Origin of the sequence: Pedobacter metabolipauper (assembly GCF_004362715.1) — a bacterium.
GTDB lineage: Bacteria > Bacteroidota > Bacteroidia > Sphingobacteriales > Sphingobacteriaceae > Pedobacter > Pedobacter metabolipauper.
Genome location: NZ_SNYC01000003.1, coordinates 1283204 through 1302148, shown reverse-complemented (window position 1 = coordinate 1302148; position 18945 = coordinate 1283204). Strand labels below are relative to the sequence as shown.

The window sequence follows — 18945 nt, the reverse complement described above, 5'->3', positions numbered from 1 at the left end:
TTATAGATGGCCAGTCTTTTTTTATTTAAATATTTTGAGAAGCGATCTGTCATGAACCCATTACCACAACAATCGCATATGCGTTGAGCAGGATAAATATTACTGCCGGTACCAGGTGTATGATCTTTGCCTGGTTGCTTCTTTTAAACAGCGTACCCACAGCTAAACAGGAAGTAAACATCAGTAATATGCTCGTATACATCAGGATCTTTCCAAAAGAATTTGTCATGATCAGTACTACAGTGATCAGAAATTGAACCAGTATCGGGATTAGCGGGATCTCTTGATTGGTTAATGTCGATTTAGCTGGCAGGAGTTCAGAAGCCATCTTTGAAACCACCCTGGATCCTGTCCACACCATTGCACTGATACTGGATATCAATAGAAGACTGATCACACCGGCCATTATTTTCCCACCTGAATAGCCAAATATCGCTGTTGCTGATCGGGCACCTACCTCAATTACATTTTCCAGCTCTTTTATAGGTACGGTTCTTAAAAATACGTAATTGAGCAGCATGTATATGATGGTTACCATGATGGTTCCTGTCAGGATTGCTTTTTTAATATTACGCTCCGGGTCTTTGATCTCATTAAAGATATAAACACAGGCATTCCAGCCTGAATAGGCAAATGAGACATAGATCAGGGAAGTGGCAAATCCCTGACTAGTGATCAGCTTGAGGTCATCTGCATGGAACAGGAAGGAAGTACCTGCAGCAGAACTGGACAACCCGTATCCGATAAACAGAAGGATCAGCAGCAATTTAACTGCAGTAGATATAAACTGAAAACGTTTGCTTAGATGAATGCTAAAGCAGTGGATTAAAGTAATCAGTGTAATGATCCCAAGACTTGATATTTTCAGCGGTATTTTTGGAAATACCTGCGAAAGGTAGGAGGAAAGCGCCATGGTAGCCAATGCTACTGGCGCGGCGAAACCTGCAAAAACAGAAATGATGCCCGTAAAATAGGAGAATACCGGATGATAAGCGGCCTTAATATAATGATATTCACCACCAGAGCCGGGATAACGTTTTGCCAGTTGAATGTAACTCAAACCCCCGCATAAGGCAAGAACGCCACCGCAAAACCAAAGAAAAATAAGCAAAGGCCCGGAGGGAAGCCCCTTTACCTGAAACCCTAAACTCGTGAATACCCCTGTTCCAATCATGTTGGCAATTACGAGGGCAGTTGCCGTACCGAAACCTATTTTCTGACTAGTCATCCAGGCGGATCATTGCCAACAGCAGCTCATAATATTGCACGGTGCCATCTTTTCTCAGATGTTTTGCCCGCTCTTTTTTAAACCTTTCCAGCGTGTATTCTGCGCGTTTATAAATAGCAGAATCTATCGATGTAGCTTGATAACCTTTTGGTACAGCATACACAAAATGACCGGTTTTTCCGCTGTAGACCGGAATTTGGAAAAAATCACGTTTCAACAGTTCGCCCTTGTTTTTTTCTTCATGCTTAGCCGCTTCCAAAAAGAAAGTAACGGCGTGTTCAGGGTACCCGAATAAGTAGCCATACGATCTGAAACGGTTGTTTTTGTCCTCATATTCTGTGGTATTGATGAGCAGTTCGGGATCTGTACCCGGACTAAAACCAAACTGTCCGTAAAATTCCTGATTGGCCTGAACCAGTGAATCCATTAAACTGATCCTGTGAATGGTGATCTGCATCGTCCGTTCTTCTTTGGTGTGCAGCTTAAACGGACTTATCGAGAACCGCAAATCACCAAAGTTGAGTGCGTTAATGAGATATTGGTAGTGTTTTAACTTCTTGAAATCTGCTGATGCAGTATCTGTTACTTCTCTTTTACCTGAGGCTACCGGATCGGCATCTGCAATTTTCAAATATAAATTGCTAACACTGCTGATCGTTTTCAACTTACCTGAAACGGTGTATAATCCCTCATTTTCAAGCACAGCCTTAATTAGCGTATCAGCGAGCATCCTGTCCTCAACGCTCAGTGTTCTGTAAGACTGAAGTTGCCTAACAGGCAATTGTTTCGTTGATGCACAGCCTGATATGATCGTGATCAGGATGACTGATAGTAAAGTAAAATTTCTTTTCATGAATGTTTGGTTTTTTCGGTTTAGTATTTACATTTGCAACAAAGTTGCGAAAATGATTGCTCAAATCGTGCTTATTTGTGAAATTTAAAATATTTACAAATCTATTTATAATTAGTCTTAATAATATCTATGTTTGCAAATAAATCATCCCTCCTGTAAAAACATCTTAATAAAAGCTTTTTAGCGCTCCCAAAACGCGCCATGACGGTCATGGAAAAAAATTAATTATTAACCAACACACATGCAAATGAACATTCTTTCCTCCCGACTAAGCCTGATGATCGCCTTGTTGCTTTCAGCTGGCGTTGCCGGGGCACAAGACATCCAGAAACCAGGAGTGAATTCTCCAACGAGTTTTGCGATTGTAGTCGACCAAAACACCTATTCTCAAGCAAAAAAAGAAATTGACAGCTATAAAAATGCAGTCGAAAAAGATGGTTTAGGTACCTATATCATCAGCAGCAATTGGAAAAACCCTGAAGAGATCAGATCCGTTTTAAAAAAGCTGTATAACCAGAAGCAGTCGTTAGAGGGCGCTGTGCTGGTTGGGGATATACCCATTGCAATGATTCGGGATGCCCAATACCTGACATCTACCTTCAAAATGAATCAAAAGGTCAACTGGCAGCGTTCTTCTGTACCATCTGATCGTTTTTATGATGATTTTCAACTTGAATTTGACTTTATAAAACAGGATACTGCGCGGAAAGACTATTTCTATTATTCTATTAGTCCTGCCGGATCTCAAAAGATCAACATGAGTATTTATTCTGCGCGGATTAAACCGCCCGTAATAGCAGGGAAAGATAAATACCAGCTGATCAGGGAATACCTGAATAAGGTAGTTATAGAAAAGAGCCGTGAAAATAAAATTAATGATGTCTTTATTTCCACCAGTCATGGTTATAATTCAGAATCATCTAACGCCTGGGCTGGGGAACAATTGGCGTTTAAAGGTCAGTTTCCAGATTTATTCCGTCCGGGTAACCAGGTTAAGTTCTTCTCCTTTCTCAATGAAACTTTTTTAAAGTTTAATCTTCTGTCTGCTTTAAAAAGCAAAGATCTTGACATTGCCATTATGCATGGTCACGGCGATACAGACATCCAGCTGGTCAATGGATATCCATATGTGTCCAATCCGCAGGGTTCCATTGAAAACCTGACCAGGTATCTTCGGGCAAAAGTAAGGGATGCTAAAGACGCCAAGCGTGATGTGGAGAAAGTTAAAGAAGGATTTGTCAAATCACTGGGTGTTTCTATGGGATGGATGGACAATGCATTTGATCCTAAAGTGATTGAGGCCGACTCTATATTCAACGATGATCTGGATATTCATGTTAAGGACATCTTATCTGCCAAGCCAAATGCCAGGTTCGTTATGCTGGACAACTGCTTAACAGGATCATTTCATTTAGACGAGTACCTGGCCGGTTACTATCCATTCTCTGGTGGCAATAACATCGTAGCCATTGCGAACAGTATCGGCGTTTTGCAAGATCTTTGGCCGGATCAGCTGATGGGTATTTTGCAGCATGGCAGCAGGGTAGGTAACTGGTTTAAGCATACCGCCTACCTGGAAAGCCACATCATGGGTGATCCCACTTTCAGCTTTACAGCCAATACCGACTTTGACGTTAATAAAGCCATTACCGGAAAAAATTCTGTGGCTTACTGGAAGACACTGCTTTCAAAACCTGATGCAGATCTGCAGGCACTTTCATTGGTTTACCTGGCCAGGCTACTGGATAGTAAAGCGCTTTCTGCACTGCTAAAGAAAACCTATTTAAATTCTCCTTATGAAACTACCAGGATGCAGGCTTTTCAATTGCTAGAAAGACTGGATAATGCAGATTACCAGGAGATCCTGATCTCAGCCACTAAAGACCCTTATGAATTTATCAGGCGCAATGCGGTTAATGAGATCAGCGAGCGTGGAGGTAAGGAATTTATACCTGCCCTGATCAATATGGTTGTAGATGACTATCACTCAGAAAGGATAGGTTATAAGATTCGCACCACATTGCCATTTATGGACGCAGAAACATCCAAAAAACAACTGGAAGATCAGGTAAATGCAGATCGCCTGGTTCATTTTGAAAAAAGCAAGGCAGACCTCCTAAAGTTGGTGAACTACAGTGAGGTTAAGGTAAAGGGAATAATTGATACCATACTTGATAAAAGCAAGGCTGATAAAGTACGTCTTTATGATATTATGACCATGCGCGCCTACCGCTATCATCAGACTATTCCTGCTTTAATTCAAACCGTAAAAGATCAGACAAACAGCGATGCCATTAGAATAGCTGCACTGGAAGTATTAAGCTGGTTTCCCAGATCCTACAAAAAACAAGAGATCATCGCATTGTGCAAAGAAATTGAGCAGGGCGAAAGCTATAATCAGGAACTGAAAAAACAGGCAAAGAAAAATATCGGGATCTTTTTATAGTCCCTAATATCTAAGAACCAACACATAAATATAAAATATAATGAAAACAATAACTATCAGTGCTGCACTATTGATGTTGTCCAGCATGGCTTTTGGGCAGCAATCCAAACGTACGGTTTTACCATCAGATGTTCAGGTTCGCCTTGCTGTAATGGCGGCACCTACAGAAGACCGGGCTAAAGCAACCGTATATGGCTACACACCGGAGGGTAAATTTATTTTGCTTAGGGAAGGGACAAATGATATGATCTGTTTGGCTCCAAATCCAAAACAGGCTGGATTATTTGTATACGCCTATCCTAAAAGATTAGACCCCTTCATGGCACGCGGCCGCGAGCTTACGCTGGCAGGTAAAGGAACTAAAGAAAAGAACGATGCGCGCGAGGCAGAAATCAAATCAGGCAAACTGATATTTCCTCAAGACCCGACGGTTTTGTATGGATACTGGGGTGATGAAAAAAACCTTGATCCGGCAACCGGAGAGATCAAAAATGCATTGCGCAGATATGTGGTCTATGTGCCTTATGCCACAGGAGAAAGCACTGGTCTGCCTACTTTACCATCTGTTCCGGGTATGCCCTGGCTGATGAATGGAGGTACCTATAAAGCACACATCATGTTAAACCCGGAAAGTATGGGTCATGAACATGGAATGTAATCAGTTAACCATTTTTAAAATTATATACAATTTATGATAAAATATTTATCCTGCTTTAAACATTTAATCCTGGTTTTTCTGTGCCTGCTGGCAGGGATCAATTCCTTTGCCCAGGATACAAAAAGAAACTTTACGATTGGCGGAACTGTTTATGAACAAAAAGGAAATAAGGGACCGGTAACACCAATTTCTTCTGCTACTGTTTCTATCAGCGAATATGGGATCAACGCTGCTACCAGTACCAATGGCCGCTTTTCTTTTACCAGGGTTCCTTCTGGTAAGGTAAAACTTAGTTTGAGTTATTTAGGAAAGATCACATTAGACACTTTAATTGATGTTCAATCTGATCTGGATCTGAAGTTTTATTTGGCCGAGGCCGATTTCAGATTAAAGGAAGTGAATGTAACGGCAAGCAATACCGACAATAGCAATGGTACTTCTTCAAAGATATCCAGGAGTGCGATAGATCACTTGCAGGCAGCGAGTTTAACCGATCTGCTTTCTTTATTGCCTGGCGGCCCAACCATCAATCCAAACCTGGCCAATGCGAAGCAGATTACGCTGCGTAATGTGGGTTCACCTACACAGGACCTGAATGCATTTGGTACCTCGATTATCATAAACGGAGCACCTGTTTCTAACAATGCCAACCTCCAAACCATGTCGCCTGCAGTTAGTGGGGCTTCGGGTTCATTAGGCGGTGGTGCATCTCCAGGTGCAGGTTTTGATGTAAGGACGGTTTCGCTCGACAATGTAGAATCGGTTGAAATTATCAGGGGTGTTCCTGGTGTTCAATATGGCGACGTAACCGCTGGCGTAATGCTGGTTAATACCAAAGCCGGTGCACAGCCATTGAACATCAACGTAAGGACCAATTCCAATTTATATCAGTTCTCTGCTACCAAAGGCTTAGATCTTGGTGCTAAGAAAGGAGCTTTAAACCTGGGTATTGACTATGCGAGCAATGTAACCAGTCCGGTGCAAAGCTATCTCAACTATAAAAAAATTACCGGAACCGCTTTATACAGCAATACTTTTTTTGATAACCTGAAGTCTACCACTTCATTAGACCTCCTGTACGGGAAAGATACCAGGAAGCCAAACCCGGATGATCTGGTTAATCAGATCAGTTCAAAAGGGCAGGATCTGGGGTTCATTTTTAATACCCGCGGAAACCTCAGTTTCGATAATGCATGGCTGCGTGCAATTAATTATGTAGCTCGTGTAGGTTATACGGTTAAGGATAGTTATTACGAAACCCTGTACACTTCAGCAACTTCGCCATACTCCATGACCTATACGGATGGAGCCATCCTTACCAATAAGCCAAATACCCCTGTTTTTGATACAAACGGACAACAATTGACAAATATCAGTCCTGCAGATCAGTCGCTGTATGCCATTGCATTGCCAAGTGCTTATTTGGGCAGGTATGATATCAATGGTAAAGAATTCAATACTTACTTTAAAACTGTAGCTACCTTTTTCAATAGAGTTGGTGTTACTAATCACAGGTGGTTACTGGGTGCTGATTTCAAGTCTGATAAAAATTACGGTGATGGAAAGACCTTTTCAGATACAGCTCCTCCATACCGGAATCTAAGTGCTGTAAATGCCTCATTCAGACAAAGGGTCTATAAGGATATTGCAGGACTGGATCAATTTGGTTTATTTGCTGAAGATCAGCTGAACGCCAAAATAGGCGAGAACCATTTGCTATTGGTGGCAGGATTACGTTATGATCGTTTTTCTGGAAATAGAAATGCCCTTTCTCCACGGATCAATGCCTCATTGGATATTGTTCCCCGTGTTTTCAGTATCAATGGTGCTTATGGGCAGCTGGCAAAGGCTCCTGCCATTCTGCATTTATCTCCGGAAGATGCTTACTTTGAATATGTAAACATCAATGAGACGGCATCAGCTATCCCTGCAGACCAGCAGGTTTATATGACGACCACACGTGTTTTTAGTACAGAAAATCCGGATCTTAAAATTGCAAAGAATAAAAAGTCTGAAATAGGTTTCACCTTAAAGGTAAGCCAGGCTACCTTAAAAGTTACCGGATTTAGAGAAAGACTGAATAATGGATATGCCTTGAGTAATACGGTTAATGGGTATAAACCGGTAACCTACAATGAGTATGTACGTGCAAATGCTGCACAACCTGTTTACCAGCTGAGTCAAAGCAACCCGGTTTTGGCTAAATTTTATATGCCTAATAATGCGCAGGTGGCTAATACCGAAGGGATTGAAGCCGATCTAAACTTAGGTCGTTTTGATGCGATCAGGAGTGCTTTTACGCTAAACGGTGCTTATATACGAACCGAAAGCTATAGCAATGATTATTTCTTTTATGATGGCCAGAGTACAACTGGCGGTGCAGGAAGAACCCATATCGGCTTGTATGAAAAAGGTATGGCCAAAGAATACAATCAAAGTTTTGTAACTGCACTCAGAAGTACGCATAATATTCCTCAACTGGGTTTTGTGGTTACGCTGACTACCCAGGTTACCTGGAATGAAAGCAATCAAACTAAGTTTGGTAATGATTCTATCCCGGTAAAATACATTTCAAAAATTGATGGACAGATCTACGACTTTGATGCAAGCAGGGCAGGAGAAGATCAATTCAAGACATTGATCCGTCCAACCAATCCAAGTCAGGCCATTAAGGAATCCTATCCTCCACTATTGAACTTCAATTTTAACCTGACCAAGGAGATCGAAGACTATCTACGGGTATCCTTCTTTGCCAACAACATGTTCAGGTATTATCAAATTACAGAATCTAAACGAAATCCAGGTACTTTCATTAAGCGTAACAGCAGGTTGTTCTTCGGTTTGGGTTTATCACTTAAAATAAAATAAGAGGTCATGAAATCAATTCATATCATTACTGCGCTCGCCATCCTTACCCTGTTTTCTGCTTCCTGTAAGAAGATTAATAATGCAGGTGATGCGGAAAAGGCAGGTAGTTATCAAGTAAACATTACCGCCCCTTCTCAATTGGCTGGGGTAACCAGCACGCAGGGACTTAAGATCGTTTTTGAAAACTTTGCTGAAGGCTTTAAACTGGAGAAGGAACTTGGTGCCAATATTACAACCATCGACGGGCTGATTCCCGGCATTTACAGCATCAATATATCCGGCAGGGTAGAAGATGGTGCAGGTGATGCATTTTACCTGAGCGGCAGCAAGATCAACTATGCCATTGTAAAGAATGGTGAGGCTATAGAGATCCCTGTAAACGGACTTAAGGTTAGTCCGCTCATCATTAGTGAAATATTTTATGCAGGTACTGGCGCAAGTCCGGTTCCGGGAACAGGAACCTATTTCAGGAATCAATTTTATGAGATCTATAACAACTCTGATAAGGTAATCTATCTGGATGGACTTTGCTTTGCCAACTTAACACCAACCACAGCTACAACTACTTTGCCATTGTGGCCAGCGGCAGATGGCAGTGACTATGCGTATGCAGAACGGATCTGGAAAGTGCCGGGAACGGGTACGCAATACCCGCTGCAGGCTGGAGAATCCTTTGTGATCTCGCAATTCGCGGCCAACCATAAACTGCCGCAGTACAATGTCAATTCTCCTGTTGACGGATCATCTTCAGAATTTGAGTTCAACATGAACAATGCAAACTTCCCGGATCAGCCGGCTGTAGATATGGAACATGTATTCTACAATGCAAGTGCTTCTAAAGGTACCTTGCCGCAATACCTTACTTCGGTTTTTGGCGGGGCGTATGTCATTTTCAAAGTACCAGCCGGAGAAACCTATGATCCTGTAAACAATGCAAACCTGCGTACGAGGAACCTGGCCGGTACGGCTACCATGCAATATGCCAAGGTGCCGATCCGCTATATCCTGGACGCTGTTGAAGCAGGTAATAATGAAAATTTAATCAATGCTAAACGTGTTCCTTCCGTACTGGATGCGGGTATGACCTATGTTGGCGCTACTTATAATTCTTTGGGAGTAGCCCGTAAGGTGGCTGTAGTAAATGCTGACGGTACGCCGATCCTGATGGATACCAACAACAGTACTAATGATTTTGAACGGGGTGTGGTGCCTCAATTCAGGCGTCACGGCTCAAGAATGCCATCGTGGAACCATACAATTAAATAGTAATGAAAAGAATTCGAATGAAATATATAAAAAATACATGTGCCTGCCTTTTAGTTGTATTTTCCAGTCAGCTGGCCATTGCACAAGAACAGACAACAGGTCCGGCTGCTCTTGAAATGCTCAGTCAAAGAAGCCTTTGGAAAAAAACTTCAAACCCTGCTGGTCTGCAGTTTGATCAACCCTTTCAATACTCGACGCTGAGCGTAGGTTATGAGCTTTATGATGGCAACTTTCGCCGTCCGCAACAAGGCGGCTCAGGGAATCGCCAGACCGTGCATACAGAAGGAAATTACCGGATCAAGGATTATTATTTGAGTGGTAGCTTTGATTACCGCAGAGACCAGATCAAAGATGCGAATTACAATGCATCCATTATTGATCCTTTTAGGGGAATGCCTTACATCATTGCGGATCTGAACCCAAGCGATTGGAACAACCAGCATTATGAGATGCAGTTTAACATAGCAAGTCCGGCCTATAACGACCAGTTCTCTTTCGGATTTGCAGGGTCTTATAAAGTTTCAAGTGGTGCAAAACAGCGGGACATCCGCTCTGAAAATTATTTCTATAATTTGTCCCTTTCACCGGGTGTAGTGTATACGCCATCAGAAAAGCACCATTTAGGACTTAATTTTGTCTACAGTAATGTCAAAGAAGAATCTTATGGCAGTAATGTAAATAACAGTGTAGACCAGCAATATTATGAATTACTGGGTTTGGGTACTGCTGTGAATTATTTAGGTGGCGGCCGTTCTAACAACTACATAGGTGATGCCTTGGGTGGAGGATTTCAATACCAATATGCCGGCAACGTAAATGTTTTACTGAGTGCAGACTACAGTGTAGAAGCAGAAGACCTGCAGGTATCTTTCGAAGTGCCCAGAGATGGAGCATCTGTGCTGCGTCACATTTGGAAAGCCAAATTGGCGTTTATTAAGGAGGGTACCCAAACCTCACATTTCCTGGATTTTAATTATTGCAACCGCAATATGGATGGGATCCAGTATGTTACACAGCGTGATAATTCTTCCAGTCAGATGGGATGGCAAACTTTGTTTAAAAGTGTACGGTCTACCTATTCTACGGAGCAGGCTGGGGTACAATATCATTTGACAAGCAATAAAGGAAATGCTTATTCCTGGAAATTAAGTGCAGGGGCAGTTTATGAGAAATTAAACGATGAGTACTTGTTGCCAAATTCTGTAAAGCAGGCGGAAAACGTATTGTTTAATGCTGGTATTAAAAAGAACCTTGCATTGGCTGATAAGAAATCAAAGCAATTACTTGTTGGATTGGATTTGGGTTATAACGCCAATATCTCTGGTGTTTATAATTACGGAGGGGCACATGCGGACTATCCAACGGTTACCGGCTTGGAACAAAATGATTTCCGGTACCTAACCTCCAGTTATGCGTCGATCGGTGTGCCATTGGTTTATTCTCAGAAAATTAAAAACGATAGTCAGAATATGTTGTTTATAAAGGCACAGATCCAGGCTCAGTTTACCAATAGCTACCAATTTAACGATCGGATTTTTGCTGGCTTTAATGTTGGTGTAAACTTTTAAAGTATTACGTATTTTAGGTTATGAGGATGTCTGAAAAGGCATCCTTTTTTTGTGGTAATTTTTATGGAATTTAAATTTAGCGTAGTATATTCTTGTTTGTTTGACCTTTTATTAACATCTGAATCTCATCTTTTAATTGATTAAGGATTTTATACCATCTGAAAATTTCCTATAAGGTAATTATAAATGAGTGCCTTATTTCCGGAGAATCTTTGGAGAGTCTTCGGACATTGGGCGTAAAAACCCAATGATTGTGTACTTATACCCAGGCTACAAAAAGAAATATGTTTTCTTTATGGTAGAATTCAGATCGAAACAAATTAGTTGTCAGTGTGTTGTGTTTTAATTAATCATTAAACTTAAAATTATGGCACGAATTAGAAATGGAATTCTTGGAGGGGTATCGGGTAAACTGGGACCAGTTGAATGTTTTATCAGGAATGGCGAAGCATTTGTTAAACCATGCAAGAAAAAACGAACAGTCCCTCTTTCACCAAAGCAACTGGGCGTATGTCAAAAGCTTATTATTGCGAATGAGATGATCAACAGCATGACCCCATTTGTTGCACTGGGCTTTGACCAGGCGGTAAAGGGTTTATCCCGTACCGCAAACAATGCGGCAAAATCATACCAGATTCGAAACAGTATCACTGGAACGTACCCGGATCAGACTATCGATTATCCCAAAGTAAGGCTAACCGAAGGAGATCTTCCCGCTGCGGAAAACCCTGGAGTAGCAGCGGTAGAAAATGGGTTAAAGTTTAGCTGGGATGTTGATGAACGCAACAGGTTTGATCAGCAATGGACCCGGGCCATGTTACTTGTCTATGTACCTGCACTAAAAAGTTCTTATTACACCCTTAGTGGTGCCCGCAGAAATGAAGGCAGTGATGTAATGGAGCTACCCTCATCTTTCAAGGGTCATAAACTGCATGCTTATATTTCTTTTATTTCTGACGATAAGCTGGGCATTTCGAATAGCGTATATGCGGGGCATGCTGTTGTTTTTTAGGGGGGTAAAAAAAATAATTAAAATATATTTTCCTAAAACTTGGTTTTATAATTTAAAAATGCAGAAGATAGATTATTAAATAAACAGATTATATTCAAATTTATGCTTATGTGGATATCGTATTATGCGATGCTCACATAAGCATATTTTTTTATAATTTATTTGGTATTTGTTTCTAATGTATTTACCTTTAGCGTATTAAAAATTAACGTCTCATTTCTTTTAATTCTTCTGAAAAGAACAGTTTTTAGTGTGTGAGGTTATTAAACTTACCACTAATGAAACTCAGAGCCATTTGTCTCACCATTTTACCCGCTTTAGTTGTTTTACCAGCCCTGGCTCAAACCAGTTTCTTTAAATCCGCTGCACCGGCATCACCACAAACGGCCGGCCTGATCAAATCGATCAACTACCCGGTAGATTATTCTCGTGGGCTGGTACCAATTTCTATTCCTTTATGGACGATTAAACAGGGGGATATTGAGATCCCGATCAGTTTGAATTACCATTCCTCAGGGATCAAGGTCCATGACCCTTCAGGCATGTTCGGACTTGGCTGGTCATTAAAGGCCGAGCCTCAGCTGAGCCGGAGCAGGAACGGCCCTGCCGATGAAGAGAAATTACTGAACAACGCACAGCTTGGCAGCTGGTACAATACCAGTTATGTCCATACCTGGGCCCTTGGTGCCGCAGACGAACAGCCTGATGATTTTTATTTCTCTACACCGACCCGCTCGGGCACTTTTTATTTCTGTAAGAACTGGGGCAGTAACTCAAATTATACCATTAAAACCATACCTTTTCAACCGGTGCAGGTCAGATATGGCGTGCCTGGTTACGACTTTCAGATCACTGATGACAAAGGCCTTAAATATTACTTTGGTGGCGGGGATTTTGTGGAGCGTGACAATTACTTCATCACTACTTCGGCCTGGAAAGCAAGGAAGATCGTGAATGCCAATTCAACGGATTCAGTATCATTCAGTTATTATCCCAAAACGGTAGAGCCGATCCTGGCCAGGACCCCGCAGTCGCACAGTTACGAGATCCTGGATTCTACCAGTATGGATGCTTATAATACAGTTCATCCACCACAGCTGATACTTTGTGGCGGTGCATTGTATGATGTGCCTACCATCCGGATGAAGCGTCCGATGGTGATTAAAACCATCGCCGGGATGAGCCAGCGGTATGCTTATGTTGACCCAAATAATCCAGAGCCGCTGGCCAGTGCTTTTCCAGCAAGTAGCGGCGCTATACCTACCCTTACCGATGTAGTGACCCTGCATGAGATCAATTTTGACCAGGGCAAAGTCGTGTTTGAGCGGGATTATGTACCGGGTACCCAGTTTTCTAATTTGTGCATCAAACGTATTTTGGTGTACAACCTGGCTAATGAACTGGTTAAGGAGATCAACCTCTCTTATACCGAAGATGTGGCGATGAACCCGGTTAATGGTACCGAGAAGCAGGGACGGACGATGCTGAACTCGGTTACAGTCTTAGACCCACAGACCCTGAACCCTGAAAAATATACCTTTACCTATAATGGTAACCATCTCCCTTTTCATGCAAACTACGGAATAGATCTTTGGGGTTATTATAACGGTATAACCACCAATACCACCCTGATCCAGCCCCAGACCATCCATTTGTTAAATAATTCAACGGATGAGAACTATGTAAATGCCAACCATACCTTTGGTGATGCAAACCGGAACAGTTACCTGGAATATGCCCAGGCGCGGGCGCTGATCGGTATTACTTATCCAACAGGTGGCGTGATGCATTTTGAGTACCAGCTAAACCAGGCGATGGATGACTATGCCGGTCAGCTTAAAAATGTGGGGGGCTTAAGGATCTATAAGATCAGGGAAGAAACCAGCGGTACTGAAAACAAGGTGCGTGAATTCCGTTACGGAAAAAACGAGAATGGCAGCGGTTACCTGAAAAACTGGATCTATGGCGGTGCAAACAATCCGTATTTTCTTCAGCAAACCGTAATTGAACATGTTCCGGCCATTGCGTACGACTATGAACATGGTTGCTTTTTTATAAACAACACTTATTATAACCCGGCTACTTACAGGAAGCGGGTCATTTCGTCAAATCCGAATTTTGACATTACCATTAAGGGTAATGCGGTGGTTTATCCGGAGGTTTCAGAATATACCAATTTCGGTGTTGCAGGCAAGACGGTCTATACATACAATCTGGGCAATAGCGGTGGCAACAATCCTTTTTCTACGCCTTACTATATGAACGGGACAACGATTTCTTATGATGACCGCTCGGACTGGAGATTTGGTGACCTTGCTTCTTATGCAACTTATAAAACCACCTCACCAGGTCAATATTCGATGCTGCAGGAAACCATCAATACCTATTACCCGAATGTGGATACTGATACTGTCAGGTCCAGCCAGATCTTTAACGATGTGGTGCAGGTTGGCGGGGATGAGTTTATAGGGACTGGTGCTGCTTCCCACTACATGATCTACAGAAGGGATTTTCAGGCCGGCTACAGCATGCTGATTGCCGATACCACCAGGGTTTATGCTGGTAGCAATGTGATGGAGCAGGTGAACAATTATAATTACACCAATGCATCTATAAACCAGCCAACACAGACCATTTCTGTAAATAGCAATGGACTGATAAAAAAGGTGCAGAAATTTTTTCCACATGAAATGATCGATTCACTCGGTATAACTGATCCGTACATCGATATGATTGGCCGGAACATGATCGATGAGCCGATTGTTGAAAAGACCTATGTAAATAACGTTTTGCAGCAAACCACTACAAGTACTTTTGGTAAGTACTGGCCCAGTAATGCCAATCTGATCCTTCCTTCATTGATTAAAACAAAATATATGAACGAGCCGGAGGAACTCAGGGTTAAGTTTGTGGACTATGATTACGCTGGTAATTTATTGTCATATATGAATGACCGCGGTACAAAAACCAATTTAACCTGGTCGGCCACAGGCCGTAATTTGCTGACCGAAGTAAAGAACGCCTCTCCAAATGAAGTTTACCATAAAAGTTTTGAAACCGGTCCTGTCGGATTTGACGGAAATTTAGTTTTAGACAACTTCCTTGTCCATACCGGGAAATTAGCCGCTAAGCTTTCCAAACCTGGAGCCGGTGAAAGCTACAGCCAAAACATAGAATGGCTCCCTGTAAATCTTACCGCAAAAAAGAAGTTTGTTTTCTCCGGATGGGTATACAGTGGCGGTCCATCAGTGGAATTGTATCTATTGATGAAACGTGCCGGGAGCGTGGCCTATGCAGATTATACCACTTATGTGGCGACAAGTGTAACGGGTAAATGGTTATTCCTTCAAAAGGAGTTTGATGTACCTGCCGATGTTGTCAACGTAGCTTTTCGGGTTGATAATAACGGGGGTGGAGATGTTTGGTATGATGACTTAAGCATATATCCTGCCGATGCCTTATTAAGTTCGTATACGTACGAGCCATTGGTTGGAATGACCAGCCAGACAGACAGCAAGGGTATGACGACTTACTATGTGTATGACAGTTTGCAGCGGCTAAAATATATCAAAGACCAAAAAGGCAATATTATAAAAAGCTATGATTACCATTATAAACCATAAGCGACCTATGAAAAAGAAATTAACCATTGTCTGTAATGGCCTGCTGGGAATCACTTTATTTATTACCTTTTTAACAGGTGCTGCAAAAGCGCAGGAGATCCCGGAAGCAGATACCTTAAGTATTTTTTCTGTAGCCCTGGTTCCGGAATGCGTTCCTGCGGCCTGGGTGCCAAATAACGATTTAAATTATGTACGAACCCGTATATTTAAGATAGCTGGTGTAACCAGCGGAAATATAAATGGGCAATGGACGGTTTGTGAAGTGAGCCAGGATGTACAATACCTGAATGGTTTTAGTATGCCGATGCAAAATATATCGATCCAGGGCAGTCCGACATTCAGGGATCTGGTACAGCCTGTAGCTTATGACGCATTTTTTATGGAGGTTAAAAAGTATTTGCCTTATACTGCTTCCAGTACAGTGAGTAACGGTAGTTTTAAAGGCAGTGCTTTGGCAGATCAGACTGCATTTTATAATAATCCCGGAGGCTACTTGGCGCCTGGCGTTACACAGATTACGAACAGTGCTTTCTCTGAAAGCAGGTTTGAGGCTTCCCCATTGAGGCGAGTTTTAGAACAGGGCGCAGAAGGTCCGTCCTGGCAGCTTGCCGCGGGCCATACCCAAAAGATCGAATACGGAATCAATAACACTTCGGCAAGCTATACCACAACTGGATTTGCGGCAAGACTTTATTTTGCAAACCAGGTTACCGCAGGTGCAGTAACCAGGACATTAGCCGGAACAGGTTACTATCCGGTGGGTACCCTTACTTTGACCATCAGTAAAGACGAAAATTGGGTTCCTGCAGACGGTAAGGTTGGTACGATTGAAGAGTATAAAGATAAAGAAGGCAAGGTTATTCTTAGAAGACTATTTAACAGGACACCCACAAACACCATTGAGACACTTTCAACCTATTATATTTATGATCATTTTGGAAACCTGAGCTTTGTACTGCCACCAGGGGCAACTCCTGATGCTGTATCTGTCCCTACTCAAACTATTCTGGATAACTTCTGCTATCAGTACAGGTATGATGGAAGAAACAGATTGGTGGAGAAAAAATTACCCGGCAAAGGATGGGAGGTTATCATCTATGATAAACTGGATCAGGTTGTGCTTACTCAGGATGCTGTGCAGGCACAAACTACAGGAGCCCCTTATCCTTATTTTTCATTTAAAAAATATGATGCTTTAGGCCGTGTCATTATGACCGGGGTAGAGGGCAATTATTCGGGGAGCAGGGAATCAATACAGAGCTCATTTAATAACAACTGGACGGGTGTGTTTTGGGAACAACGAGATGCAGACGGTTTGCATGGTTATTCCAATAACGCGGTTCCTAACGGTACGGTGAACAGGCAAATCGAGGTGGTTAATTATTATGATAGCTACATTATTCCTGGTTTGCCTACTTACACGCGTGCCGGTTATAGCACAATGACCAGGGGGCTGCTAACGGCGAGTAAGGTTAAGGTACTGGGAACAGAAGATTACCTGTGGACCATCAATCTCTATGATGACGAAGGCAGGATTGGCAGAGTTTATCAGCAGCATTACCTGGGAGGAAGTGTTAATGTTGGTAACTACGATCAGATAACCAATGTATATAATTTTGCAGGTGAATTAACGGCAAGTACCAAGACCCATCGTACTACTGCCGGCAATACCACAACTGCCAATCGGTTTGTATATGACCACCGGGGCAGATTGCTGCAGACCTATTTGAAAATAAATGGTTTAGCAGAGGTTTTATTGAGCGAGAACTCTTACAATGAAACCGGACAGTTAAAAGATAAGAAACTTCATAACGGGCTGCAGGCTACTGTTTATGCGTATAATGAAAGAGGGTGGTTAAAAAGACAGTCATCCAATGAGTTTAGCATCAAGCTTGGGTATGATACGTTATCGAATGCACAATATAACGGCAACATCTCTACCCAGGAATGGGGAACCGGGTTTGCGAATAAATTTGTCTATAACTATGATAAGCTGAACAGACTGACCAGTGGCGTAAGTACTGGTATAACCATGAGCGAAGTGCTAACCTACGATCTTATGGGTAACATAAAAACGATGAACCGGGATGGTTTGGGTATATCTACCTATAGTTATCAGGGGAATAACAGCAACCGGCTTAATACGATAACCGGAAATTCTGTCAGTGCAGGCGCTTATGCTTATGATCTTAATGGAAATGCCAAAACTGACGGCAGGAATGGAGCGGTTTTAACCTTCAATATGCTGAACCTGCCGGCTACGGTAACAAAAGGGAGTACTACCATTGCTTATACCTACGATGCGAATGGAACAAAGCTGAGAAAGGTGAGTAGTGCAGAACCTACGTCAGACTATATAAATGGTATCCAGTATACAGCAGGAGCCATAGATTTTATACAAACCGGAGAAGGAACTGCAAGGAAAAGTGGAACCAGTTACATTTATGAGTATGATCTAAAAGATCACCTGGGAAATATACGATATAGCTTTATCAGGAACCCGGTTAACGGTTTGGTCCAGAAAACGAAGGAAGTTAATTATTATCCGTTCGGAATGCAAAATGTTGCTATGGCTGGTACAAATAAGTATCTTTATAACGGCAAGGAGTTGCAAACAGAGTTGGGACAGCTGGATTATGGAGCGAGGTTCTATGATCCGGTTATTGGAAGGTGGAATGTGATTGATCCGCTTGCGGAGCAAGGCAGAAGATGGTCGCCATATACTTATGCCTTTAATAGTCCGATCAGGTTCATTGATCCTGATGGAATGATGGCGGTAGAAGGAGATAAGCCTAAACGATCTACTACAGTATCTATTTCTAAACCGCCAGCGGATCCGAATGGAGATCAAACTGGGCTAATAAAGAATGCATCTGCTGAAACCAAGAAGAACAAACCATTCAATGCGGCAATTCTTGAGGGTACATTTATGATAGCTGAGTCATTAGGTATCAATGCTCTGGATAACTTAATTTTTTCCGACGGAGAAATAACTGCTGCTAATGTTATTTTGACAGGTGTTACTGTAATTCAGGGTATGGAGATGTTAGAAGGGGGTGGTAGTGGGAAGTCCTCGGGATTAACGGATCCGAATGTATCTATCGGTACCGGATTTGGTCCAAATGAAACTCCTATGATATTTCAAGGGCCTTGGACAACAGGTGACTTGGCTAGAGCGGCTAATGGTCAAGGACCATTAGATTTTGCTCCTAGAACAAATGCAGCTGGGAAAAGAATGCCCTTGGAACTTCATCATGCAGATCAAATGCCTGGTTCAGCAATACATGAAGTCAAACCTGCTCATACTAGTTATGTGCCTCATCTAAATAAAGCGAATCAGGGGGTAACTAGAGCAATGAGAGTTCAGGATTCAAAAATGCATTGGTACTATAGAGGAAGAGAGATGACCAATTAATAATAATA

At 42.2% G+C, this 18945-nt stretch carries 10 protein-coding genes; 8 read left to right on the top strand and 2 right to left on the bottom strand.

Features of this window, described 5'->3' with window-relative positions; all coding sequences use genetic code 11:
* Positions 1-49: 49 nt before the first annotated feature.
* The gene (locus ATK78_RS05695; RefSeq protein WP_133575063.1) at positions 50-1228 is read right to left on the bottom strand and encodes an APC family permease; all 1179 of its coding nucleotides are present in this window, start codon (positions 1226-1228) and stop codon (positions 50-52) included.
* Positions 1221-2081, bottom strand: coding sequence for a hypothetical protein (locus tag ATK78_RS05690; protein ID WP_133575062.1), 861 nt, complete (start codon positions 2079-2081; stop codon positions 1221-1223). The genes ATK78_RS05695 and ATK78_RS05690 overlap by 8 nt, the downstream gene beginning before the upstream one ends.
* 247 nt (positions 2082-2328) lie before the next feature.
* On the opposite strand from ATK78_RS05690, the gene ATK78_RS05685 reads away from it, so the two are divergent.
* From ATK78_RS05685 to ATK78_RS22980, 8 genes are all read left to right on the top strand, one after another.
* Positions 2329-4527 carry a HEAT repeat domain-containing protein gene (locus tag ATK78_RS05685; protein ID WP_208112304.1) on the top strand — a complete coding sequence of 733 codons (2199 nt, stop codon included), beginning with the start codon at positions 2329-2331 and terminating at the stop codon, positions 4525-4527.
* Positions 4528-4567: 40 nt separating this feature from the next.
* Complete coding sequence (locus ATK78_RS05680; RefSeq protein WP_208112303.1) at positions 4568-5185, top strand: hypothetical protein; 618 nt, start codon at positions 4568-4570, stop codon at positions 5183-5185.
* Positions 5186-5218: 33 nt separating this feature from the next.
* Positions 5219-8053: a TonB-dependent receptor gene (locus ATK78_RS05675; protein ID WP_133575060.1), complete on the top strand. Its 2835-nt coding sequence runs from the start codon at positions 5219-5221 to the stop codon at positions 8051-8053.
* A gap of 6 nt (positions 8054-8059) precedes the next feature.
* Entirely contained in the window at positions 8060-9319 is a 1260-nt protein-coding gene (locus tag ATK78_RS05670; RefSeq protein WP_133575059.1) for a DUF4876 domain-containing protein, read from the top strand.
* A 17-nt stretch (positions 9320-9336) separates the two neighbouring features.
* On the top strand, positions 9337-10887 hold the full coding sequence (locus ATK78_RS05665) for a DUF6850 family outer membrane beta-barrel protein (RefSeq protein WP_133575058.1): 1551 nt from the start codon (positions 9337-9339) through the stop codon (positions 10885-10887).
* 367 nt (positions 10888-11254) lie between these two features.
* Positions 11255-11899, top strand: a complete 645-nt coding sequence (locus ATK78_RS05660; RefSeq protein WP_133575057.1) for a DUF6266 family protein — start codon at positions 11255-11257, stop codon at positions 11897-11899.
* Between the two features lie 278 nt (positions 11900-12177).
* Positions 12178-15522 (top strand): hypothetical protein, encoded by a 3345-nt coding sequence (locus tag ATK78_RS05655; RefSeq protein ID WP_133575056.1) that lies wholly within the window; start codon positions 12178-12180, stop codon positions 15520-15522.
* A gap of 7 nt (positions 15523-15529) precedes the next feature.
* Positions 15530-18937, top strand: a complete 3408-nt coding sequence (locus tag ATK78_RS22980) for an RHS repeat domain-containing protein (RefSeq protein WP_243732450.1) — start codon at positions 15530-15532, stop codon at positions 18935-18937.
* Positions 18938-18945: the final 8 nt, after the last annotated feature.